General features: G+C 39.8%; 21 protein-coding genes and 1 pseudogene. 12 read left to right on the forward strand and 10 right to left on the reverse strand.

What is annotated here, in order from left to right:
• Nucleotides 1-135 precede the first annotated feature (135 nt).
• The 6 genes from CUN59_RS16140 to CUN59_RS16165 form a co-directional block, all read right to left on the reverse strand.
• Nucleotides 136-786, reverse strand: coding sequence for a dual OB domain-containing protein (locus CUN59_RS16140; protein ID WP_207765431.1), 651 nt, complete (start codon nt 784-786; stop codon nt 136-138).
• Nucleotides 774-1,220 carry a DUF488 domain-containing protein gene (locus CUN59_RS16145; RefSeq protein ID WP_104388796.1) on the reverse strand — a complete coding sequence of 149 codons (447 nt, stop codon included), beginning with the start codon at nt 1,218-1,220 and terminating at the stop codon, nt 774-776. Before CUN59_RS16145 ends, CUN59_RS16140 begins: the two co-directional genes overlap by 13 nt.
• Nucleotides 1,213-1,872: a DUF488 domain-containing protein gene (locus CUN59_RS16150; RefSeq protein WP_104388797.1), complete on the reverse strand. Its 660-nt coding sequence runs from the start codon at nt 1,870-1,872 to the stop codon at nt 1,213-1,215. Before CUN59_RS16150 ends, CUN59_RS16145 begins: the two co-directional genes overlap by 8 nt.
• A 132-nt stretch (nt 1,873-2,004) precedes the next feature.
• Nucleotides 2,005-3,408, reverse strand: coding sequence for an NAD(P)(+) transhydrogenase (Re/Si-specific) subunit beta (locus CUN59_RS16155; protein WP_104388798.1), 1,404 nt, complete (start codon nt 3,406-3,408; stop codon nt 2,005-2,007).
• Nucleotides 3,405-3,698: an NAD(P) transhydrogenase subunit alpha part 2 gene (locus tag CUN59_RS16160; protein ID WP_104388799.1), complete on the reverse strand. Its 294-nt coding sequence runs from the start codon at nt 3,696-3,698 to the stop codon at nt 3,405-3,407. The genes CUN59_RS16155 and CUN59_RS16160 overlap by 4 nt, the downstream gene beginning before the upstream one ends.
• Before the next feature lie 139 nt (nt 3,699-3,837).
• The gene (locus CUN59_RS16165) at nt 3,838-4,992 is read right to left on the reverse strand and encodes a Re/Si-specific NAD(P)(+) transhydrogenase subunit alpha (protein ID WP_104388800.1); all 1,155 of its coding nucleotides are present in this window, start codon (nt 4,990-4,992) and stop codon (nt 3,838-3,840) included.
• A gap of 700 nt (nt 4,993-5,692) precedes the next feature.
• Here CUN59_RS16165 and CUN59_RS16170 point away from each other — a divergent pair.
• From CUN59_RS16170 to CUN59_RS16210, 8 genes are all read left to right on the forward strand, one after another.
• Nucleotides 5,693-6,205: a DUF2808 domain-containing protein gene (locus tag CUN59_RS16170; protein ID WP_104388801.1), complete on the forward strand. Its 513-nt coding sequence runs from the start codon at nt 5,693-5,695 to the stop codon at nt 6,203-6,205.
• A 191-nt stretch (nt 6,206-6,396) separates the two neighbouring features.
• Nucleotides 6,397-6,531, forward strand: coding sequence for a 50S ribosomal protein L34 (rpmH, locus tag CUN59_RS16180; protein ID WP_015081067.1), 135 nt, complete (start codon nt 6,397-6,399; stop codon nt 6,529-6,531).
• 25 nt (nt 6,532-6,556) lie between these two features.
• Nucleotides 6,557-6,946, forward strand: coding sequence for a ribonuclease P protein component (gene rnpA, locus CUN59_RS16185; protein WP_104388803.1), 390 nt, complete (start codon nt 6,557-6,559; stop codon nt 6,944-6,946).
• Nucleotides 6,933-7,319: a PH domain-containing protein gene (locus CUN59_RS16190; protein WP_104388804.1), complete on the forward strand. Its 387-nt coding sequence runs from the start codon at nt 6,933-6,935 to the stop codon at nt 7,317-7,319. The genes rnpA and CUN59_RS16190 overlap by 14 nt, the downstream gene beginning before the upstream one ends.
• A gap of 245 nt (nt 7,320-7,564) precedes the next feature.
• On the forward strand, nt 7,565-8,710 hold the full coding sequence (gene yidC, locus CUN59_RS16195) for a membrane protein insertase YidC (protein WP_104388805.1): 1,146 nt from the start codon (nt 7,565-7,567) through the stop codon (nt 8,708-8,710).
• Between the two features lie 2 nt (nt 8,711-8,712).
• Nucleotides 8,713-9,228, forward strand: a complete 516-nt coding sequence (locus CUN59_RS16200) for a Jag family protein (protein ID WP_104388806.1) — start codon at nt 8,713-8,715, stop codon at nt 9,226-9,228.
• A gap of 92 nt (nt 9,229-9,320) precedes the next feature.
• On the forward strand, nt 9,321-9,830 hold the full coding sequence (locus tag CUN59_RS16205) for a YceD family protein (protein WP_104388807.1): 510 nt from the start codon (nt 9,321-9,323) through the stop codon (nt 9,828-9,830).
• 180 nt (nt 9,831-10,010) lie between these two features.
• Nucleotides 10,011-10,412, forward strand: a complete 402-nt coding sequence (locus CUN59_RS16210) for a helix-turn-helix domain-containing protein (RefSeq protein ID WP_104388808.1) — start codon at nt 10,011-10,013, stop codon at nt 10,410-10,412.
• A gap of 19 nt (nt 10,413-10,431) precedes the next feature.
• On the opposite strand, the gene miaA is transcribed toward CUN59_RS16210, so the two are convergent.
• Nucleotides 10,432-11,316 (reverse strand): tRNA (adenosine(37)-N6)-dimethylallyltransferase MiaA, encoded by an 885-nt coding sequence (gene miaA / locus CUN59_RS16215; protein WP_104388809.1) that lies wholly within the window; start codon nt 11,314-11,316, stop codon nt 10,432-10,434.
• 221 nt (nt 11,317-11,537) lie between these two features.
• Between miaA and gyrB the strand changes: the two genes are divergently transcribed.
• Nucleotides 11,538-14,780: a DNA topoisomerase (ATP-hydrolyzing) subunit B gene (gene gyrB, locus CUN59_RS16220; RefSeq protein WP_104388810.1), complete on the forward strand. Its 3,243-nt coding sequence runs from the start codon at nt 11,538-11,540 to the stop codon at nt 14,778-14,780.
• A 1,128-nt stretch (nt 14,781-15,908) separates the two neighbouring features.
• On the forward strand, nt 15,909-17,078 hold the full coding sequence (rpoD, locus tag CUN59_RS16225) for an RNA polymerase sigma factor RpoD (protein ID WP_104388811.1): 1,170 nt from the start codon (nt 15,909-15,911) through the stop codon (nt 17,076-17,078).
• 53 nt (nt 17,079-17,131) lie between these two features.
• On the opposite strand, the gene CUN59_RS16230 is transcribed toward rpoD, so the two are convergent.
• Together CUN59_RS16230 and CUN59_RS16235 are read right to left on the reverse strand one after the other, a co-directional pair.
• Nucleotides 17,132-17,365, reverse strand: a complete 234-nt coding sequence (locus tag CUN59_RS16230) for a hypothetical protein (RefSeq protein ID WP_104388812.1) — start codon at nt 17,363-17,365, stop codon at nt 17,132-17,134.
• A gap of 344 nt (nt 17,366-17,709) precedes the next feature.
• Nucleotides 17,710-18,618, reverse strand: a complete 909-nt coding sequence (locus CUN59_RS16235; RefSeq protein WP_104388813.1) for a tetratricopeptide repeat protein — start codon at nt 18,616-18,618, stop codon at nt 17,710-17,712.
• A gap of 401 nt (nt 18,619-19,019) precedes the next feature.
• On the opposite strand from CUN59_RS16235, the pseudogene CUN59_RS16240 reads away from it, so the two are divergent.
• Nucleotides 19,020-19,128: pseudogene (locus tag CUN59_RS16240) on the forward strand (IS1 family transposase); the annotation flags it as partial.
• 437 nt (nt 19,129-19,565) lie between these two features.
• Nucleotides 19,566-20,558 (forward strand): tRNA lysidine(34) synthetase TilS, encoded by a 993-nt coding sequence (gene tilS / locus CUN59_RS16245; RefSeq protein WP_104388814.1) that lies wholly within the window; start codon nt 19,566-19,568, stop codon nt 20,556-20,558.
• Nucleotides 20,559-20,574: 16 nt separating this feature from the next.
• Here tilS and hmpF read toward each other — a convergent pair whose 3' ends face one another.
• Nucleotides 20,575-22,326 carry a pilus motility taxis protein HmpF gene (gene hmpF, locus CUN59_RS16250; RefSeq protein ID WP_104388815.1) on the reverse strand — a complete coding sequence of 584 codons (1,752 nt, stop codon included), beginning with the start codon at nt 22,324-22,326 and terminating at the stop codon, nt 20,575-20,577.
• Nucleotides 22,327-22,842: the final 516 nt, after the last annotated feature.

Raw genomic sequence — 22,842 nt, forward strand, 5'->3', positions numbered from 1 at the left:
TTATTTCGTAGGGGTAATTCATGAATTACCCCTACTTTCGTTCTATTTTGCGTAAGTCCTGTATAGTTTTGATGGTTTTTATTAACTTTTAATTCAGATATCCAGAGTAAGTTGTTGGTTTGGAGGCTCAGAAATCTATATCACACCTGCTATCAATTTCCAGCAAGGAGTTTCACCTTCCCAATTGTCAGGTTTCCAAGGCATACTTAAGCTAACTGTCACTAGATAATAATCATCTGTGATTTCATATCCCGCTTCCAGTTTTTCAACAAATATAGGATCGGTGATTTTAGCATTTGTCAACCTTTGACCATAAGCAGTTTCTAGTGTACCTTTCCAGTTATTTGCTCCGTTACACTGTACAGAAAAATTAATAACATGAATCAGTTGCAATGTACTTCTTTGTTCAAAAGGTAGAGAGTTTAGATAAGATGGTTCTACATATTTAATTGAATTATGAAGAATATAAGAATTGTTACTACAATATTTAAACAAATCTTCTGGTTTTGCTTTACCTACGAGTTGCCATTTTCCCGGTAAGATAGTGAGGTTTTCACTTTCAAACCCAAAATTTTCACCTGTGTCTGCTAGTGGAATCTCTAGAATGTCTAATAATTCTGGTTCTCTTCCCTCCACGAGTCTAATATCTCTTGGGACTAGACCATCATTATATCGATCACTTACAGGACGAATCCAATTATCAGTATCCAAATCAATCCCCGCAATGCAACGTTCTTGATTTTTCCAAGAATTAGCAAGACAGACAATTTTCTTCACAGATGACATATTTTGACATTTCCCCACTTGGTACTTAAATATTCTGCCACTAATCGGCGATGACAGTAATGGGGTTTGGCCTCGCTACACAAAAGACATCCACCATCTAATAGTTCTGGTCTAACTTTTTTTTCAATTTCTCTTTCTGTCATGAGATCAAGAAATTTCTGCTCATAAACTGACCACTCACCTTTATTTTTCTTATATTCATCTAAAATATCTTTTGTCGGTGCTAGTTCGAGAATATGGACGTATTCAATATTACCAAGCTTTTTTAGAAAATACTCTAAGTCTGTTTTTTTGGCAAATCCTGCTAATTGAGAGACATTATTCAATCGTGTATCAATAACGCGCTTAACGCCAGATTTAACAAGAGTATCAAAGAATTTTTGGGCAGTTTTTTGGGTAAAACCAATTGTAAATAAGTTAACCGAATTACTCATATTCATTTCCTACTTTTTCTACATAAGCAACTTCATCACTTTGCAATCTATAAGCCTCTTTTATAGACTCTTCTCTTGAAAGTAAATTAGAAGGGTGAAGATTTTGTGAACTATCAGAAAATAGAGATAACTGAATTGGTGCTGCTGCAAGAGCCAATTGCTTTAACCCATGTCTAGCCAATAATCTATCTTCAAGTTTATCATGTGATTCTAAGTCACCATTATTTTTAATATGATTAATTTGTAAATTACGTTCATTTCGTAAATGTTGACAAACTAAAATAGCGCGATGGCAAACAATAGGATCTTTTTCTGCACACATGAGAACAATCCTATAATTTTTCAACCCATCAATTACACGCTGAATTCCTTTTTTAAATAATTCGGTAGCGGCAATTTTTTCATATACAGCTTTACCATCAACATAACATTCTAGGTTTTTTGGTCTAGCTCCTAGTTCTTGTCCTAAAAATACATATTTTATCTTTGCACTTTGAAGTGAATCTTTAATTTGTATGCTGTTAAAATGAGGTAAGTAGCGGCTGTAAGGATGCGATCGCACGTCTGCCAATGCTGTAACATTATGCTCCAGCAAAAGCTCAATAAAAGTTTCTATACTATGACTGGAATGACCAATAGTAAATAGTTCCATATAGTTACAGGATAATCTTTCTTGTGGAGTATTCTAAGAGAGATAGTACGAAATAAAACTCTCTGCACCTCTGCGTAAGATAAATAACTTTAGGGGCATAACATTGCTATGCCCCCAAGTCCTAACTATAACCTAAAGTTGCTTCACCTCACTAACCAACTTAGCCACCATATCCTTAGCGCTACCAAACAACATCGTCGTCTTATCCTTATAAAACAACTCATTATCCACACCGGCAAAACCAGCACTCATACCTCGCTTAATCACAATAGTTTGCTTTGCGCGATCAACCTCCAAAATCGGCATCCCATAAATAGGACTATTCTTATCACTACGCGCCGCCGGATTGACAACATCATTAGCACCAATCACCAACGCCACATCAGCCTGTTCAAACTGGGGATTAATATCCTCCATATCATACAACTGCGTATAAGCCACATTAGCTTCCGCCAATAATACATTCATGTGACCCGGCATTCTCCCCGCCACCGGATGTATGGCATATTTCACATCTACACCCATGCGCTCTAATTGATCAGCCAACTCCCGGACGCTATGCTGGGCTTGAGCAACCGCCATACCGTATCCTGGTACAATCACCACAGAACGGGCATAACCCAACATCATCGCCCCTTCCTCAGCATCAATACTGCGAACAGGTTGATCACTAGCACCAGCAGCGCCACCACCACTAGCAGTAGAAACTGAACCAAAGGCACTAAATAAGACACTGAACAAAGAACGGTTCATCGCCTTACACATAATTTCGGTAAGGATAAGTCCCGACGCACCCACCAAAGCACCAGCGATGATTAACATATTGTTCATCACCACAAAACCCGCAGCCGCCGCAGCCACACCGGAGAGGGAGTTTAACAGGGAGATAACCACCGGCATATCACCCCCACCAATGGGGAGGACAAACATTACACCCAACACCAAAGAAACAGCCACCACTCCCAAAAATACCGGGAGGCTATCTGGTGTCATAATTAAATAGGCACTTCCAGCTAAATAAGAACCCAACAGCAACAGGTTAAAAGGTTGTTGCAAAGGAAAAGTAATGGGAGTACCGCCAATTAAACCTTGCAATTTGGCAAAAGCGAGAAAACTACCTGTTAAAGTCACGCCACCAATTAACACATCCAACAACATGGAAATGTTGACATCCAGGGGGATAGGTTGAGAACTATCTAATAACCGCCAAAATTCAGCCACAGCGATAAGTGCGGAAGAAGCACCACCCAAACCGTTGAGTAAACCCACCATTTGGGGCATTTCCGTCATTTGCACTTTGTAAGCAATAACAGCGCCAATTACCGAACCAATAGCCAAACCTACCAAAATCATCTCGTAATTTAATACGTGCTGATCCAGTAATGTGGCGATAATTGCCAATAACATCCCCACCGCGGCCACAAGATTACCATTTCTAGCAGTTGCAGGAGAACCCAGCTTTTTCAAACCCAGGATAAATAGTGATGCAGCCACTAAATAAGTTAGCTGAATCCCAGTTGGTATAAAACCGTTCATGCTTTAACTTCCTTTTTTTTAAACATTTGTAACATTCTGTCAGTCACCAAAAAACCGCCGACAACGTTAACCATTGCTAAAATTACGGCAATTAACCCGAGAATTACCGATAAATTCGTGTTTCTCTCCCCCGCAGCCAGAATTGCACCTATTACCGAAATACCAGAAATGGCATTTGAACCGGACATTAAAGGAGTGTGAAGTGTGGGAGGAACTTTGTTAATCACTTCAAAGCCTATAAAAGAGGCTAAAACAAGAACAAATAAAGCCGCTAGTAAAGTTTCTGTCATGTCATTCCTGGATTAAAGAATAAGGCTCACGCAAAGGCACAAGGAAAATAAAGATAGGATACGCAATAACTCTCTTAAACTCGTACTTCTCTGTAAACTCTGTGCCTCTGTGGTTCGTTTTCTTAAAAAATACTCAAACCTAAACCGCTACCGCTTGCAAAGCATCCTTAACCCGTTGGTTTCTAATTTCTCCACCATGAGTAACACAAGCAGCATCAACAATGTCATCAGCAAAATTAATTTGTAACTCCTTATCCTTAATCAACAATTGCATTAATGAAGTTACATTTTTCGCGTACAGTTGACTGGCGTGTACAGGCATAGATGAGGGTAAATTAATTGGTCCAATGATGGTTACACCGTTCCACACTATGTCTTTACCAGGTTCGGTACAAGCACAATTTCCACCCTGTTCTGCGGCTAAGTCTACAATTACAGAACCGGGTTTCATCGCTTTTACCATCTCTTCTGTCACCAAGATGGGCGCTTTTCTTCCTGGTACTTGGGCGGTGGTAATTACTACATCAGAGTTTTTAACGTGTTCAGCTACTAATTCTTGGGTACGCTTTTTACTGTCTTCTGATATTTCCTTTGCGTAACCACCTGCTGCAACAGTTTCTTCTTCTAGTTTGACTTCGACGAATTTCGCCCCTAAGCTTTGCACTTCTTCTTTGACTGCCGGACGAATATCAAAGGCTTCTACTACTGCTCCTAGTCTACGGGCTGTGGCGATCGCCTGTAAACCCGCAACTCCCGCACCCATAATAAATATCTTAGCCGGGGCAATTGTCCCCGCAGCAGTGGTTAACATGGGGAAATATTTTGGTAACGCCGCCGCAGCTAATAGTACGGTTTTATACCCTGCTAATGATGCTTGGGAAGATAAGGCATCCATACTTTGCGCTCTGGTACTACGGGGAATTAATTCCATACTTAAAGCTGTAACTTGCCGATGTGCCAGCTTTTGCGCTATTTCTGGATTACCCAAGGGATTAAGAAAACTGATTAATACAGAACCGGGTTTAAGCAAATCAATTTCAGAACGTCCATCTTCTCTATCTTGAGGTGGACTAACTTTGAGCAATATATCAGCTTCACTCCATAATTGAGTAGAATCACCCACAATTTTTGCTCCTGCTGCTTCATAGTCAGCATCAGTAAAAAATGCTTTTTCTCCCGCCCCAGTTTCTACTAAAACCTCTAAACCCTGTTTGACTAACTTAGCTACAATGTCAGGAATTAATGACACCCGCCGTTCACAAACTTCAATTTCTTTAGCAACTGCTATTTTCATGAAATCTCCTGGAGATAAATACTTAACATCACCCGTTAACTATTAATACTTTCTAGGCCAACTTAGTATCACTAAGCTGTTGGGGATGATCAACCATGAATTACCTTGGTAGATACAACTTTCAACTTTTGCTTTTACACTCTTCCTTGTTTATTCACAAGCTCAATTTGAGAATATGCAGATATCATCATTACAAAATAGCTACACCTAAAATTAGATATTGCATATCCTATGCTGATCCCCAGATTTTGTATATTATTCTTCAGAATATTTTATATATTCACAAAAAGTTAATCTTGATTTTTAGTCTCTGATGGAATTTTTAACCGTTTAGAATATATCGAAATATTCATAATTAGTAACAAAAAGTATCTTTTCTTTAACACTATTAACAATATAGCGGTATCCAGTTGAATGAGATAGGAACTGAAACTTAAAAATCATACAGGAGAAGGCTTCCCCCTGCCTCCTGCCTCCTGCCTCCAGTTGGTGAGCGTAGCCGTTCGCAAAGCTTGGCCTTAGCCATACCACTGCCTCCTGCTATAGTGATGGTAAAAATACAGTCATTTGACTTTCATAAATAGGCTTTTACCTATGGCACTTTATATTTCTAACTTACGTCAATTGTCAAGCATATAGTAGTAAAGTTTAGTTACAAATAGGCTTAGTTACAAAATATCAACTAGAGGAAGCTTAATCTATGAAACGTCTACTTTCTGCCTTAGCCGTAACTAGCTGTTTATTAACAGGTCTACCAGCTATGACCTTGGCGCAGAGCTCACCTGGTTTGACGCTTTTTAGCGGTGTTAAAGGCGAAAATCAACTACCCTTCCGCTTAGATTTTGGCGGACAACCCAATAGCACTGATCGTTATATACTCAGAATTCCTGCCAAAAAAATGAAATTGGCAGTAGCTCAATTTGCCATTACCTATCCTAATTATTACGAAGGAACTTTTGATCCCAAAGATGTCGAAGTCAAAGTTAAAGGTAAAAAAGTTCCCCTATCGGAAGTGAAATGGGATAAAGAAGGTCGGGTAATTCAAATATTCCCCCAAGAACCAGTTCCAGCCGGTGATAGGGTCGAGTTAATTCTGTCCAATGTTCAAAACCCCTCCTTTGGAGGAGTGTACTATTTCAACTGTCAAGTTCTTTCTCCTGGTGATATCCCATTACTGCGTTACCTTGGTACATGGATCATCAGTATTACTTAGGAAGGGAACAGGGAACAGGGAACAGGGAACAGGGAACAGGGAACAGGGAACACTTCGACTCGCTCAGGGCATCGCGGGGAATAGGGAACAGGCAATCAACAACTCCATCCAGAAATATGTTTTTATCGTCTGTAAAGTGGTAAAATATCAGATTGTGACTTTTTATGAAAATCCCCTAACAGGACAAAGGTATGCAAAGAACACTAGGCGGTACTTGCCGTAAGAGAAAAAGAACATCAGGATTTCGCGCCAGAATGCGGACACCAGATGGCAGAAACGTAATTAGCGCCAGAAGAAAAAAAGGACGGCATCGTTTGAGCGTGTAAGGTAAATTCCCAATTAATAAAAGTTGTGGCTTTGCCCAAAGCATATCGTCTTAAATCCCGCCAGGATTTTCAGGCAGTTTTCCGGGAAGGAATTCGGCGACACAGTTCTCATTTCACTTTGAGAGCTTTAAAACCTGCTCTTTCCCCAGAAACTTCTTCTCCTACAGCCCTCCCAGCCACAAAAATTGGTATTGCCATTAGTACGAAAGTTAGTAAACGCGCTGTTGTTCGCAACAAAATCAAAAGGCAAATGACAGCAGCACTACATCAGTTGTTGCCCAAATTAGCTCCAGGATGGCGGCTGGTATTAATTGTCAAACCAACAACAACCGAAACTGTGTGCCAAACCCATAAATTTCTGCAAGAATTAGAGCAGTTGTTGGCGCAAACTGAGGTATTAAATGGGCATTCGTGAAGAAGTTTATTATGAAGGTGGTCCGCACATTGGGGATTTGATTCTTAACTTGCTCCTTGGACTCACCCTAGTAGGTATTCCCTTGGCAATTGGGGCAATAGTTAGGGCGGTCTGGCTGCGTTTCCGCATCACAGATCGGCGGATATGTGTAACGGGAGGGTGGATGGGGCGCGATCGCTCTGATGTTATTTATTCAGAAATCGTCAAAGTTGTAAAAGTTCCCCGTGGTATTGGCCTCTGGGGAGATATGGCAATTACCCTCAAAAATGGCACACTCCTGGAAATGCGGGCTATACCTAACTTTCGGGAAACCTATGACTACATTACCGAAAAAGTAGCTGCTAAAAATCCCGAATATAGCAGTAGCAAATAAATCATCACTTTAGAGAGTTAACATTCACATTTTTAGATAATGTGCGGTTATCCCTAGCTGTCATCGCTTATAGATAGTGGCAGCAATGCTTAACAAAAACCTCTACAATATAGAGCAAAAGCTTGGAAGATAAACGTCTCCAACATAGAAAGGCAACTAACTATAGTTAGAGAACCTAATCGGCCAAGCAACCCACTCCTGATCGGGGTGGGAGTGTCAAAGTACCGCAGGTTGAATTCACAATAATGGATTTTGGTATCGGGTTTCTCTCGAACAACGTAATGTTGCCAATCATAGACCTGTTCTATGGTGTTTTTCCTAGTTATGGATTGGCAATCGTAGCCTTAACATTAATTATCCGCTTCGCGCTCTATCCTCTGAGCGCCGGTTCTATCCGCAGTATGCGGCGGATGCGAGTCGTGCAACCCGTAATGCAAAAGCGGATGAATGATATCAAACAACGCTATAAAGATGATCCGCAAAAGCAGCAAGAGGAAATGCTCAAGGTCCAGAGTGAATTTGGTAACCCCCTAGCAGGGTGTTTACCCCTCCTGTTGCAAATGCCAGTCTTGTTAGCACTGTTCGCCACCTTGCGGGGTTCACCCTTTGCCGGCGTTAACTACTCCGTTAATTTGCAAATCTTCCCTTCCGAACAAATCGAGCGCATTCAACCCCAAGCCTTTGCCACTCCCCCACAAAACATCTACATTGCTGATGGAGAACACATTCAAATTTCTGCCATCTTGCCTGGGGGTAATAAGTTAACAGTGGGAGAAAAGACTAAGATTCAATATCAAACCCTAGAAGGGAAACCATTTGATGCACTCTTAGCCGAACACCCACAAACTCAGTTGACACCTGACTGGAAAATCATCAAAGGCGAAGAAAGGGTTAAAATTGATGCCGAGGGCAATATAGAGGCTCTAGAACCTGGAGACGTGACCATTCAAGGGACAATTCCCGGACTAGCATCTAATCAAGGATTTCTCTTTATTGATGCCCTGGGAAGAGTAGGCGCTATTGATCCTGATAACACAGTTCATTGGGATATTGTGGCCATGATTGTCTTTTTTGGCATCAGTCTTTATGTCAGCCAAATGCTTTCTGGGCAAAATTCCAGTGGTGGTAATCCCCAACAGGATACAGTAAACAAAATTACCCCTGTGATCTTTTCTGGGATGTTCCTGTTTTTCCCTCTCCCGGCTGGGGTACTGATGTATATGGTAATTGGTAACATTTTCCAAACCATCCAAACCTACATCCTCTCCCGTGAACCTCTACCAGAAGAAATTCAAAAAATCGTAGACTTACAGGAGCAAGAAGCGCAAACCGTTGATGTCAAAGCCTTGCCATTTGAACCCAAAAGTTCTAAGAAAAAGCCAACTGGTTGATTATGAAGCAAATTTCTATGCAGCGTGATGAACAATGGTTAACAAATTTGCTCCTCTTAAGTGGTATATCTGCTCAAGTTAAGGCTAAGTTAGAAACTAACCCAGCTTTTGAGCCAGAGATCACAACCAAAGAAAGCTACTGGTTGACAATAGATGAAGCCAACTTAACACCAGAACAAATTAGTGTGTTAATCGGTCCTAGTGCTTCAGTTCTAGATAGCATTCAATATCTAGCAAATTCTGTTCTTAACCTCAATCAACCTGAAGAAAATCAGACATCCTACACAGTTGAATTGAATGGTTATCGTGTTAAACGAGAAGCCGAAATTCGTAATTTAGCCGAAACTGCTGCCGCAGAAGTACGCTTTTCTGGAAGAGAGGTAGAAATTAAATCTCTTAATGCTGCTGAACGCCGACAGGTTCACAACTTATTAGAGGGATTTTCTGATTTAGAAACCTTCAGTCGTGGTAAAGAACCCCATCGTCATCTAGTAGTTCGTCAAGCAGTTACACACTAACCAGGCAATAGGGAATAGGTGATGATTTTGATCAATCACCATTTACCCATTACCCATAATCAATGTCTTCTTGAGAGTATTTTATCAATCCTATGGACGCTATTTTTATTCCGCAGCTAACTAAAGCCCCGGAGCGGACAGAGGAAATACAAGTTGAAGAGTTTCTGCCTGGACTCGAAACATTAACACCAGTGCGGGGAATTATCCAAGTTAAACATCAGGGTAATTATTTAGAAGTTTCATCTCAGGCAGAAGCAATTATTACTTGCACCTGCAACCGCTGTTTACAGCAGTATAACCATCGTGTAGTTCTCAATACTCAGGAAGTTATTTGGTTAGATGCAAATGTTAATCAAACAGAAGATTTGCCTTTAGAAAGGGAAGTAGCTGTAGAAGATTTACTGGAAACCTTAGCACCCGATGGTTATTTTTATCCTAGTGAATGGCTGTATGAGCAGATGTGTTTAGCATTGCCTCAACGTCAATTATGTAGCCTTAATTGCCCAGGGATTTTGAATACTGTCCAGGGTATTCCTGAAGAACCTATTGATAGCCGTTGGGCTTCATTGGCAGCTTTGAAAAAACAAATTGCGGATAATTAGTAAATTTACTATTTGGTGCGTTATGGCTTAATTCTTTATGGCTGGGTAAAATCTGTTAATACTTTCTGAAACTCCTCAAGGATTTTTTGTCTTTGTGGAGTTTTTAATTATAGAGAAATGAACCACGAAGGAACGAAGGACACGAAGGAAAGGCTGAATATAGTAAAAATAAATGGAAAAATGACCCTTACTTTTGACAGAAATACTTATAGTCAATTACTAGCAGATATCGCTCCTCAAGTAATTGAAACAGAGGAAGACTATGAACGTCTTTTAAAAGTTGCAGAATATCTAACTTTTAAAAAAAATCGTAGTCTAGAGGAGCGAGCTTTACACAAATTACTTGTCAGACTAATTGAAGATTATGAGGAAGAAAATTATCCAATGGATGAATCTACACCTCATGAAATATTACAATATCTCATAGAATCTAGTGGAATTCGTCAAGCAGACTTAGTACGTATTCTTGGTTCTAGTAGCGGTGTAGTTTCAGAGGTTGTCAACGGTAAACGTTCAATTAGTAAAGCACAAGCAAAAGCCTTGGGAGAATATTTTAAAGTTTCTCCGAGTTTATTTATTTAGAATTGGATTTTTTGGATTTTTATTGATGGATTTTTTGCCAGACTTGCTCTAATAAGTCAGGATTATCCATATCAACATATTCAATATTAGGTGATTGTCTAAACCAAGTGCGTTGACGTTTGGCAAATTGTCGAGTATGCAAAGCAATTAATTCTGTTGCTTCCTCTAAAGAAATTGCACCAGCTAAATATTGCTTAATTTCCTGATAGCCTAAAGTATTTAATAAAGGCAAATCAACACCATATTTTTTAGATAAATATTCCACTTCGGCTACTAACCCATCAGCAATCATTTGTTGAGTACGCTGGCGAATTCTTACATCTAAATATTCCGGTTCAGCGTCTAAACAAATTTGCAAAATTGGATAATTTGGTGGATTTCCCCCTTGTTGCTCAGAAATGGGAATACCAGTGGTATAATAAACTTCTAATGCTCTTAAAGTTCTCACCAAATCGTTAGCATGAATTTTTTGAGCAGCGATCGCATCAACTTGTTTTAACATCTGGTAAAGTTGACTTGGACCCAGAGATTCTAATTGCGATCGCAATTCTGGTTGTGGTGCTACCCTGGGAATCTTCATACCCTGAACAATTGAACGGATATATAAACCAGTTCCCCCAACTAGCAATAACGGACAAATACCAAGACTGGCAATTAAAGCTTGTGCTTGCTCTTGGTAATCTGCTAATGTCATTGTTTCATTTGGCTCACAAATATCAATCAAATAATGGGGAACTAATTTTTGTTCAGCTACAGTTGGTTTAGCTGTACCAATATCAAACTCACGATATACTTGACGAGAATCAGCGCTCAAAATGACAGTCTCTAACCTCTGGGCTAAATTCAAAGCTAAACCAGATTTACCCGTTGCTGTCGCTCCACAAATTACAATTAATTTAGTCATTAGTTCAGTTGTTCGTTGTTAGTTGTCTGTTGCCAGTGGGAGGAAGAAGAACGAAAAATAGGGAGTTTTCATCCCAGTTCCCACTAGGGTTACAATCCCCATCTGAATTTTGCATCAAATTGTGCTAGAGACGGCAGGAAGGCTTTTGTGTTATAATCTTGGGGTGATTTGACTTTTTTCGCCTCTTGGCGATTTTAACCCCAAGCATCAGGAGAATTTTCATGACGAGCAGTTACAGCGCCGATCAGATTCAAGTTCTGGAAGGTCTGGAAGCCGTCCGCAAACGACCAGGGATGTACATCGGTACTACAGGTCCGCGAGGACTCCATCATTTAGTTTACGAGGTAGTGGACAACTCTGTTGATGAAGCTTTGGCGGGTCACTGTACCCATGTTGAGGTGGATATTAATGCAGATGGTTCGGTGACAGTAACAGATGATGGTCGGGGTATTCCTACGGATATTCACCCAAAAACTGGAAAATCAGCGTTAGAAACGGTGTTAACTGTTCTCCATGCTGGTGGTAAGTTTGGTGGTGGTGGCTACAAAGTATCCGGTGGTTTACACGGTGTTGGTATTTCTGTTGTTAACGCCCTATCTGAGTTTGTCGAAGTTACGGTTTGGCGTGATAAAAAGGTACATACCCAGCGATATGAACGGAGTTTCCCGGTTACAGAATTGGTCGCAAAACCTTATAAAGAAGATAGAACTGGTACTTCTATTACCTTTAAGCCAGATACACAAATTTTTACCACCAGTATAGAATTCGATTACATTACTTTATCGGGACGTTTACGCGAGTTGGCGTATCTGAATGCAGGTGTAAGAATTACTTTTACGGATCATCGTTTAGAAATCCTTAAAAGCGACACACCGAGAATAGAAACTTACGAATACAAGGGTGGTATTAAAGAGTATATCGCCTACATGAATCGGGAAAAGCAACCTCTTCATGAAGAAATTATCTATGTCCAGGGAGAACGGAACAACGTCCAGGTAGAGGTTGCCCTACAGTGGTGTACTGATGCTTACACAGATAATGTTCTGGGTTTTGCTAATAATATTCGGACTATTGATGGTGGTACACATCTAGAAGGTTTAAAAGCAGTTTTAACTCGGACGTTAAATGCAATCGCTCGCAAACGGAATAAAATTAAAGAAAATGAGTCTAACCTCAGTGGTGAACACGTCCGCGAAGGTTTAACCGCCGTTATTTCCGTTAAAGTTCCCGATCCAGAATTTGAAGGTCAAACCAAAACTAAACTAGGGAATACAGAAGTTCGCGGGATTGTTGATTCTTTTGTGGGTGAAGTTCTCACCGAATATCTAGACTTTCATCCCGGTGTAGCTGATTCTATCTTAGATAAAGCCATTCAAGCCTATAAAGCTGCTGAAGCTGCCCGTCATGCACGGGAATTAGTCCGCCGCAAATCAGTCTTAGAATCTTCTCCTCTGCCTGGTAAATTAGCAGATTGTAGTTCCCGTGACCCGGCTGAATCTGAAATATACATCGTGGAAGGGGATTCAGCGGGAGGATGTTTTCATGGTGATACATTGGTAGCATTAGCCGATGGGCGATCGCTTAGTTTTAAAGAAATCGTCGCCGAACAAGCACTAGGAAAAGAGCATTTTTGCTACACCATTCGTAATAATGGGACTATTGGGATAGAACGGATTATTAATCCCCGCATGACTAAAGCCAATGCTGAAGTCATCAAAGTAACATTAGATAATGGTGAAACCATTGTTTGCACCCCAGATCATCGCTTCATGTTACGCGATGGCAGTTACAAACAAGCTGCATTATTAACCCCTGATGATTCCCTCATGCCTCTATATCGGCAAATATCTGATATCAGCAATCCAGGGATTACCATTGATGGTTATGAAATGGTTTGGAATCCCCGTTCTGATTCATGGTTGTTTACCCATACCTTAGCGGATTGGTATAACCGTTATTTAGGTGTTTATCAGCTAACAGACGGAGAACACTGCCATCATCTTGATTTCAACAAACGCAATAATAACCCCACGAATTTACAGCGTTTATCTGCTGAGGCACACTTAGCTTTACATCGCGCTCACGTTGAAAAAACATTACATCGTCAAGATGCAATTGAAAAGAGCCGGAAAACTCGTCAAAGTGAAGAATTTCGTGCCAAGATGAGCCAAAGAATGCAGCAGCCTAAAACGCGGCAGATTTTGTCAGAACAAGCTAAGAAACAATGGCAAGATGAAGCTTATCAAAGCTATATGCTGGGCAAGTGGCGCGAGTTTTATGACAATAACGAAACCTATCGTCAGGAAAATCATGAACGCCTCAATCAAGCACAGCAAGACTATTGGAGTGATGAAGCCAACCGTTTAGCCCAATCTCAAAGAGTTAGTGCCTATTTTGCGAATAATCCCCAAGCCCGTGAAACTCAATCACTGTTGGCTAAGGAACAATGGGAAAATGAGGCTTTATTAGCATGGCGACGAGAAAAGACTCAACAGCAATGGACACCTGAATTTCGCTCTCAACGTCAGGCAGCTTTGCAACAAACTTACTACCGCAAAACTATTGCTGTACTGAAGCAAATTGAAATTGAGCAAGGGCAGCTTGATTTAGATGTTTATAACGCCTATCGTAAACAGACAAAGGACAAAACTTTATTAAGGTTTGATAGTTTTTGCCAACGTTACTTTGATGGTAATCCAGCGTTAGCTTGTGAAGCTGTTGCTAATTACAACCACCGCATTGTGAGTATTGAACGTTTAACCGAACAGGTAGACGTTTACGACATCGAAGTTCCCAAAACCCATAACTTCGCTTTAGCCAGTGGTGTATTTGTTCACAATAGTGCCAAGCAAGGACGTGATCGCCGGACTCAAGCAATTCTGCCTCTGCGTGGTAAAATCCTTAACATTGAAAAAACTGACGATGCCAAAATCTATAAAAATAACGAAATTCAAGCCTTAATTACCGCACTTGGTTTAGGTGTTAAAGGTGAAGAATTTAACTCCTCACAATTACGATATCATCATGTAGTGTTAATGACTGATGCAGATGTAGATGGGGCGCACATCCGCACGCTGTTGTTAACTTTCTTTTATCGTTATCAACGGGCATTGATTGAGCAAGGTTTCATCTATATTGCTTGTCCTCCCTTGTACAAAGTCGAACGGGGTAAAAATTACCAGTATTGTTATAGTGAACGGGAATTGCAACAACATCTAGGTACTCTTCCCAGCAATGCTAACTATACCATTCAGCGGTTTAAAGGTCTGGGAGAAATGATGCCAGAACAACTCTGGACAACCACCATGAATCCAGAAACCCGTACCCTGAAACGAGTAGAAATTGAAGATGCAGCCGAAGCTGATCGAATTTTTACTATTTTAATGGGCGATCGCGTCGCTCCCCGCAGAGAATTCATTGAAACCTATGGTTCTAAACTCAATCTCACAGATTTAGATATCTAATCTCAGCTTTTGATTATGGGTAGTTGGTAAGTTTTAATTTGTGAAAACTCTTACCTATTACCCATTTTCTTTGGGTTGTTTTGTCTAACTCATAACTTTTTGTCAAAAAATGATAAATTTTCCTCACAAAAGCAGAAACCATTTGCTATGCTTAGATAACGCAAGTTACAAAACACAGCTTGATCAGCATACACCCAACTTCCCATAACCAGATGGCAGGTACATTTTTTAAACCCGCAGTATTTACAAATATCATTAACATACGTGAATTTACTTAAAAACTATCACTGAGCAACTTTAGCAACCATATTACTTATCCTTTTGATTAAAATATCGTTGTATACAATAAGAACAGTTTATAAAGTTGCACAGGGTAGAAATCTCAACTCTGCGCTAATGTGTGAACAAAGCTGAATTGATTTCCCACTCAATTCATCTTTCACGGGGCTAAAAATATGCCACAACTTTAACAGTCCAGTTGAAGAGATTGGTATAGCAGATACAAAATTTAGTGCTTGGAGGCAAAAATCCGCCCTCGGATTGCATCAAAACAGAACATCAGCACTAATTGTACAATAGTGAGTATTTTGGCTCAAATTAAAAAATGAGCAAGTGTTCCTACCTTTTAATTTAATGAGAATGCCATTGCCAAACCAAAAAGTTTTCGACAAGATTTAATGGTTTAACAACCATGTTGAATGTCTTTTTGATAAAGTTGGCTTGATCTTAGTAAATGAGTTCATAAATAATGCACAAAAAGAGTACAATTTTTGTGAAACAGGCTACAATCGGAACAGTATTTACAGTTAAATCGGCCAAATGTCATACACTTGTATTGGTATGAAACAGCTTTTCGAGTCCCGTGAACCTAATTTTAGAGATTCAGTGAATCAAAAGCGATATACACCAAAGCCAGGGTATGACCATGATAATAGTGAACAAATCATCCCCAAGTGATATGAGTCACTATTAAACCAAACAAACCTGTTTCTAACAGGGAAAACATCATCGAAAATATCCCAGGGACATTAGCTAAAACCTGATTTTCGGTGCAAGGATTACTTAATAGGAAAAAGTAATCAAAATGTCTTCAATAAATGATTCTGCAAGGAGCATGAGGAACGCGGCATGAACCAGGCTAACAACGTACTCGATAATATTTATCAGCCTGACCTAGAAATGATAAATCCGCCGGAGATCGAATTAGAAGAACTCTCCATAGAGGAAGAGGACTTATTGCTGGTTGATGATGGCGAAATTGATGATTTTTTAGATCCTCAGTCTGATGAGGACGACGCAAAGTCTGGAAAAGCCGCTAAATCGCGCCGTCGGACACAAACCAAGAAAAAGCACTACACCGAAGATTCTATTCGTTTGTACCTGCAAGAAATTGGGCGGATTCGTTTGCTACGCGCAGACGAAGAAATTGAACTAGCGCGAAAAATTGCGGATTTACTAGAACTAGAACGGGTGCGAGAAAGGCTTTGTGAACGCCTAGAACGCGATCCTAGAGACAGCGAATGGGCAGCAGAAGTACAAATACCATTACCAACCTTTCGTTATCGCTTGCACGTTGGCCGCAGAGCGAAAGACAAAATGGTACAATCAAACCTGCGGCTTGTAGTTTCCATCGCCAAGAAATACATGAATCGAGGCTTGTCCTTCCAAGACTTGATTCAAGAAGGTAGTTTGGGTTTGATTCGTGCGGCTGAAAAGTTTGATCACGAAAAAGGCTATAAGTTTTCTACCTACGCTACATGGTGGATACGTCAAGCAATTACAAGAGCGATCGCTGATCAGTCGCGCACTATCCGTTTACCGGTTCATCTCTACGAAACCATTTCTCGGATTAAGAAAACCACCAAACTCCTCTCCCAAGAAATGGGACGCAAACCCACTGAAGAAGAAATTGCCACTCGCATGGAGATGACCATCGAGAAACTACGGTTTATTGCCAAATCTGCCCAGTTACCAATTTCCTTAGAAACACCTATCGGTAAAGAAGAAGATTCTCGCTTAGGTGATTTTATTGAATCTGATGGTGAAACTCCAGAAGATCAAGTTTCTAAGAACTTGCTACGGGAAGACCTAGAAAAAGTCCTCGATAGTCTCAGTCCCCGTGAAAGAGACGTTCTCAGACTTCGCTATGGTTTAGATGATGGCCGCATGAAAACCCTCGAAGAAATCGGTCAGATTTTTAACGTCACCCGCGAACGCATTCGGCAAATTGAAGCAAAAGCACTCCGTAAATTACGTCATCCCAATCGGAATAGCGTACTTAAAGAGTATATTCGTTAATGAATAGGGGCAGGTTTAAAAGATAGATCTATTAAACCTGCTCCTAATATTAACTACATCTTGCCTTGCTGCATAACTTCTTGCAGATGATGGCGAATTTCGTGCGCTTGTTCAATTTCCGATTGACGCAATTTTTGGAACAGTTCTACACAAGGTTGGGAATTAGCTTCCTTGGCATCTTTGATATAATTTTCATAAGCCTGAACTGCTACAGCTTTAGTATGCAGTACGCTGATAAAATCATACTCTAAGTTACTAATGGGTTCTTGAGTTTTAGTTTTACTCATGTTTTTACTCCGTTAGTTATTTAATTAATTTCTACTTATTCCCCTAGAGTTATTCATCTGTCCAAAAGCTGAAAAAATACTGTATTCTGGAGACGCTTCGGTGAAACGTCTCTACTTAGGGGTTGCTGAATAAAGCTATAACCGGTTATTAATAGGGGTTTCGCGGATTTTAAGAACAAGTAAGTGCAAGGTTTTGGCAAATGGAGTCTCAAAACAGTTGCATTTTTCCTTGTCGGATCGGATATGAGAAATTGAGGATATCCAGATAGTTGAAACTGTTCCCTGCGATGCACTGAGCTTGTCGAAGTGTTTCCTCTCCTCACAGACAACTTTTTCAGCAAACCTTACTTATTTAATCTTTGTGCTTGTTGTAATAACTGTTGGGAATTGTTCACCCACTGTAAATTACCTTGAGTATTATATAAATCTCTAGCATATTGGAAAACCTGCACAGCATCTTTGTATTGCTTTAACTGTATAAAAACTAAACCAGCACCATAATAGGAATTAGCATAATTAGGATTAGCGGTGGCGGATTTTCTAAAAGCTGCTAAAGCTTCATTTAATTTACCTTGGTTAAATAAAATTGAACCCAGATTATAGTGTGCTTCTGCATATTTAGGATTGATTTTAATTGCTTGGTTAAAAGCTGCTTTTGCTTGGTCAATCTTCCCTAGTTGTAAATAACATATCCCTAAATGATAGGCTGGTTCTGGAGCATTTTGACTATGGGTTTTTGCTTTTTGAAAAGAGGCGATCGCACTTTCCCAATTTTTTTCCTGTTCCCTCAGTAACCCCATGTTATAATGGGCAAAACCTAGATTGGGATTTAATTCCAAAGCCTTAGTTAAATAATCTTTCGCTAATTTTAAGTTATTTCCTTCTAATAATGCCCCTCCCAAATTAGCAAAAGCTAAAGCAAATTTAGAGTCGGCTTGAGTAGCTTGATAAAAAGCATCTGCCGCAGGTTGTAGCTTTCCCGATTGTCGCAGTGCCAAACCTAAATTATAGTGCGCTGCTGCTAATTTAGGATCTAGTTTAATCGCTTGACGAAAAGCGGTAATTGCATCTTCTAACCTTCCCAATTGAATCGCCTGTAAACCCTGATTTAAAGCTTCTGTAGCTCTCTTGTTTGTAGATTGTGCCAGAATCAGAGTAGGGGGAAAAGTAGAAAATACGGGTTTGATATTAATATCTAATAATAAGAAAGTGATTATTCCCACAAGAGAACATTTTATTAATGATAATTGCATCGATTTTTTGCAAAGTAACATTTTTATAAGGTTTACGCACAAATTACGGAATAACGATAGCGAAGCGTGGCGTTAGCCATACCAATCCAGGTACGGAGGACACGGAGAAATTACGGTTTCAGAACTATTTTGTGTCAATTCTATAACTACACACTTATTTTATGTCATATTTGCTGTTTTAACCACTATAGAATTCATATTTGATTTTTAAAATTAGGTATTGTAGGGTGCTTCAGACTACATAAATTCTATCAGTGAACAGATTTGTAATACAGAACTTCCCGGTATTATGAGATACAGTAACAACAATTAGTGAACCAATTTTTTAAATGTTGAGGATTCATCAAATCGAGAGCAACAGAAATACAGCATATTTCATTCAAATGAGGTACAACCATAATCAAACTTTTGTGGGGTCAAAAAAACAAAATTTGGCTATGGACAGTTGTAGACCACTTTAAACAGGGTATTTTAGGATGGGTTTTAGGAGATCATAGCGGTGAAACTTTTTCTGAGTCATGTTAGGTGGTGGTAGATACGTTGAGATTTAAAATATATACAAGAATATACTCGTTAATTACGCAATTAGACCACAAATTAGCTCATATTTCTTGTTTTTCTTCCTCTCACCCTTTGCATCTTAACGTTTTAGCGTCACTAGCTTAATAATTCTTAACTCTATTTTCCCAAAAAAGTTTAACTTGCCATTTTTCACCCAAAATTATTGAGAATAGCTGCGAATGACTTAACGTAATTTCAAGGGTCTTGACTTCTAAAAGGGTTATGTTATGATAAGTATGAAAATAATCCAAGGGGTTTATATGATCTAAATGAAAATAACCCCTGGTGGAAGTCAAAAATCAAAATTAAGAAATATACCTCTGGTGAAGATGAAATTTGGGTTGTTTCAAACATTTGTAGTAACACCAGATATCTAACACAATCCGATGACATGGACACCTCTCCACGCTCAAATACATCGTACTATCGGCGATCGCTATCTGCTCCCACCTAAAAAACGTCTATTAGTCGCAGTATCCGGTGGTCAAGATTCTTTATGTTTAGTTAAATTATTGTTAGATATCCAATCAAAATGGCAATGGTTGATCGCTATAGCCCATTGTGATCATTGTTGGCGTGAAGACTCCCATGATAATGCTATTCACGTCGAGAACTTGGCGAAAACTTGGCACACACCTTTTCATTTAGAAACCGCTACAAATATTATTAATAGCGAAGCCACAGCCAGAAATTGGCGCTATCAAGCTTTAACAAAAATTGCCCAAGTTAATAATTATCAATATATTATCACTGGACACACGGCGAGCGATCGCGCGGAAACCCTATTATATAATCTCATTCGTGGCACGGGAGCAGATGGTTTACAAGCTTTAACCTGGCAGCGTCCTCTCACTGATAATATCCTCTTAGTTCGTCCCCTATTAGAAATTACTCGTTCCCAAACCGCCCAATTTTGTCAAGATTTTAATTTACCTATTTGGGAAGATTCCACAAATGAAAATTTACAGTATTCTCGAAATCGCATCCGTCAACAGCTTCTTCCCTACCTACAAACCAATTTTAACCCCCAAGTCGAAACTAACATAGCCCAAACTGCTGAACTCCTACAAGCAGAGGTAGCATACCTAGAAGAAATAGCCCATTATTGGCGGCTAGAATCCACAGCAACTAGCCCAAATCCTGATTTTCAATTCAACAGAAGGATTTTACAAAAAGCCCCCCTAGCCATCCAACGTCGCGTGATCCGGCAAATATTACAAGCAATTCTCCCCACATCTCCCAACTTTGAACACATTGAAAAGCTAACAGGGTTAATTACCGCCCCCAACCGTTCCCAAACCGATCCTTTTCCCGGAGGAGCGATCGCCGTTGTTCAAGATGACTGGATTTGTTTCCATCCAGATCAAAAGAAGGATTGATTATCCTTCCTCCTGACTAGATGACAACCTCTGGGACATTCATAAACCTTTCCAGAGTATGACGCATCTCAGTAATGGTTTGCAATTGGGAATCTCCTGTAGTTTCAACATCAGTTAAGGATTCAGCAATGTTTTGTAATTGATATCTCACACTATTAAGAGCATCCTGAATAGGTTGTAAAGCTTCTTGATAAAGATTGACCTGACCGCAAGATTCAGCATTAGTGCTGCGTAAATTTAAAAGTCGTTCCTCTAGAGATTTGATTTCTTGAGATTTGGCTGCTATTTCTTGGGTTTGATGATCTATTGTTCCTTGTTCAGCCGCGATCGCTGCCAGCATTTGGGCAATATCACTCTCCAGGTTCTGCAATTCCTCAGATTTCTGCTGTTTTTGGGCTTCAAACCGGGAAGCTATAGATTCCAAATCAGTCCCTTCAGATGTGATATCTCCAGAAATACCCTGTCTTTGCCACAATACCGCCTGGTGTTGTTGCAGAGTTTTTTTCTGAGCAATTAAATTGCGTCTTTGTCCAACTAAGCTTTCGTTGAGCATTTGGTAAATATCTCGTTCATCAGCTAGTTCGACTTCTAAATTTGTTCGCTCTTCACCCGCAGCATGGGTAATCTTTTTTTGCAGTTCTTCTATAAGTTCTTGCTTGTATTTAAGTTCTGGTTCTTGTTCTTGGACGAAGCTAGAATCCCGATCTAATTTCTCTTGCCAGTCTTGTATCATTTTTTCCAATTCGGCTAGAGGCATTTGTTGCAGGGCTTCTACATCTATTTCTGGCTGAGCAACTTCAGTCTCTGTGTTAGTAGCTAATGTATGTAGCTTTTGATAAATACTTTCCTCCGTTTCTATATACTGTTGGAGTCTGTTTACCAATTTCTGTTTAGTCTCAACTATGGCGGTTTTTAATTGCACCTGAGTGAGTTGGTGTGTGAGGGAATTTCGCGCTTGTTGCAATTCATTTTGGCGATCGCCCAAAGTTTGACCCAATTGCTCAATCTCCTGTTGCTGCTGAGTAATTGCATGACGTTGCAGTTCTAGCTTTTGCCAATGTAAGTTCAGGGTATCCTGTTGATGTCCTGCCAATTCCATAGCCACATTCACACTTTCTCTGACTGTCTCTGTAGGAGTCCTTTGTCCAGATAAGCGATTTACTAAGTCTAGTAATGCTCGATTCCTTTCTTCATCTACAATTTGGTGCTTTTGAGAATCGGCTTTTGATTCTTCAAAGCGGAGCTGTTCACCGCGTAAATGTTCCCAAGCACCTTCTAACTCCTGGCGATTGCGTTCAACTTCTGCCCGTAGTCTATCAATTTCCGCTCTTGATGTATCAACTACTTGTTGTTGAGTATCTAAACGTTTGAAATCATTTTCCAGTTGTTGTACCTGTTCCCAACGGGCTTCCATCTCCCTCTCTCGACGATTCAGTTCTTGAGCCTGGATCATCAAAGATTGTTTCCAATTATCAATTTCATCTTCCTTGAGCTTGAGCTTTTCCATCTGTCGGGAAAAATTTTGCAAGATACTTACCAGTGGACGACCAGCTTCTTGAATCCGTTGTACTTGACGACTGGGACTCAACTCAACCAGTACCAAAGCTCCATCGTTGATTTTATTTGCTTCCTCAGAAGGAACAACTTCCTCTGGTACTGGAGTCCAATTCTGGTCATTGCGTTGACAAGCAAGCAGTTTAAGCTCGCTTTTGCCACCACCACTGAGTAAACCACCTTTTTGTTTTTGTACTTCTGCTAAATACAGCACACCGTCAATCCTTTTGATGTACTTCTTGTCTGTGTTTTAGGATATACCTTAGATTATTCTATGAACTTATTTAGGACTTACGCACTGTATAATTTCACCATGATGCAGATGAAACAGAATCCGTCGTTTCAGACTTTTAACGATTAACTTCTGCTCAATAGCAATAGCGAAGCACTGCTGCAAGCAGTTCGCCAAAAAATCATCGAAAAATTGCGTTTAAATCCCTAAAAGTCATGCCTCTTATTTGGTATTTCCTGTCAATGCGTAAGTCGCTATTATTTTCTTTAAGCCTAGTTTAGCAGCACAAACCAGATAAAACTATTTTTTGAAATAGGACTCGTTTTGATACTTGGTGATACTTAACCAAAATCACTTTGATGACCCCCTAATTATATATTTTTAACTAGTACACTGAATATAGCTTGTGTGTAATTATTACCTTTACGTTGAGACTCCTAGAATATTTTAACATTTGTCTGACATAATTTCTTAACGGGTGACAAGACGGTTGAAGAT

The sequence above is a fragment of the Cuspidothrix issatschenkoi CHARLIE-1 genome (genome assembly GCF_002934005.1).
Lineage (GTDB): Bacteria > Cyanobacteriota > Cyanobacteriia > Cyanobacteriales > Nostocaceae > Cuspidothrix > Cuspidothrix issatschenkoi.